2 protein-coding genes are annotated in these 881 nt (G+C 35.4%); both read right to left on the bottom strand.

Annotation, left to right across the window (positions count from 1 at the left end; genetic code table 11):
- Positions 1 to 5: 5 nt before the first annotated feature.
- A complete protein-coding gene (locus A6M14_RS14040; protein WP_227557093.1) occupies positions 6 to 491 on the bottom strand; it encodes a transposase in 486 nt (161 codons plus the stop codon).
- Positions 492 to 538: 47 nt separating this feature from the next.
- Positions 539 to 844 carry an IS630 transposase-related protein gene (locus A6M14_RS14035; protein WP_087547287.1) on the bottom strand — a complete coding sequence of 102 codons (306 nt, stop codon included), beginning with the start codon at positions 842 to 844 and terminating at the stop codon, positions 539 to 541.
- Between the last annotated feature and the right edge of the window lie 37 nt (positions 845 to 881).

Below are 881 nucleotides of genomic sequence, written 5' to 3'. Positions count from 1 at the left end.
TATAGCTAAATACTAAATAAATCATTACAGTAATCTTTAAATAATTTATCAATATCTTTAACTCTAAACTTATTTCGAATCGCCTTGACTCGCGACCACATATTTTCTATTGGATTTAAATCTGGACTATATCTAGGAAGCCACACAATGTAATGGCCCGCACAACGTACCAACTCCTGAAGTCTTTTCCCTTTGTGAAAGGTCGCATTGTCCATAATCAAAACACTGCTTTCTTTCAACTTAGGTAATAAATCCTGTTCAATCCAACATTCAAATACTTCTGTGTTCACTGAACAATTAAACACACCAACTGTCAGCAATCTATTTTCAATGATTGCACCGATCACATTACTGCAATTCTTCAACTGCCAGTTAAATTTACCTTCAGCACGTGTTCCTTGAAGGCTATAACTATGAGTTCTGGTACTTTCACTTTGAAAACCACTTTCATCTATGTAAATCAGAGGCAATTTCCCTTCTAAACACTCTATGAGATTTTGAAATTGCTGACGTTGATTTTGATCTGCTTTAGGATGCTTTAACGTCTTTTTTTACGCGATATTCCTGCGGCATGTAACGCATTAAATACCGCATGAGTGCTTACTCCTAAACGTTCAGCTCGCTCATACTGATAATCATCAGGATATTGTTCAACATCCTTCAATATTTGCTCTCTGCTAATTTTAGCTGGACGGCCAGGAATAGGTTTGTTTGTAGTGGACTTTTTCCAGTTCTGAATTGTCTGTATACAGATGTTAAAATGCTGTGCTGCTTTTCGCACAGACATTTCATCTCGAATCATAATTTCTATGACTTTGTCTTTAAAATCTTTTGAATATCCCATATCTCTATTGTTCTATAGTTTTTAGGATTTGGCTATA

The sequence above is a fragment of the Acinetobacter portensis genome (genome assembly GCF_009372215.1).
GTDB classification, from domain to species: Bacteria; Pseudomonadota; Gammaproteobacteria; order Pseudomonadales; family Moraxellaceae; genus Acinetobacter; species Acinetobacter portensis.
This window is presented reverse-complemented; position numbering and strand designations above follow the sequence as displayed.

Bases quoted from the DNA above. Each gene is read 5' to 3' on its own strand.
- A6M14_RS14035 (WP_087547287.1), bottom strand. From the start codon at position 844: ATGGGATATTCAAAAGATTTTAAAGACAAAGTCATAGAAATTATGATT.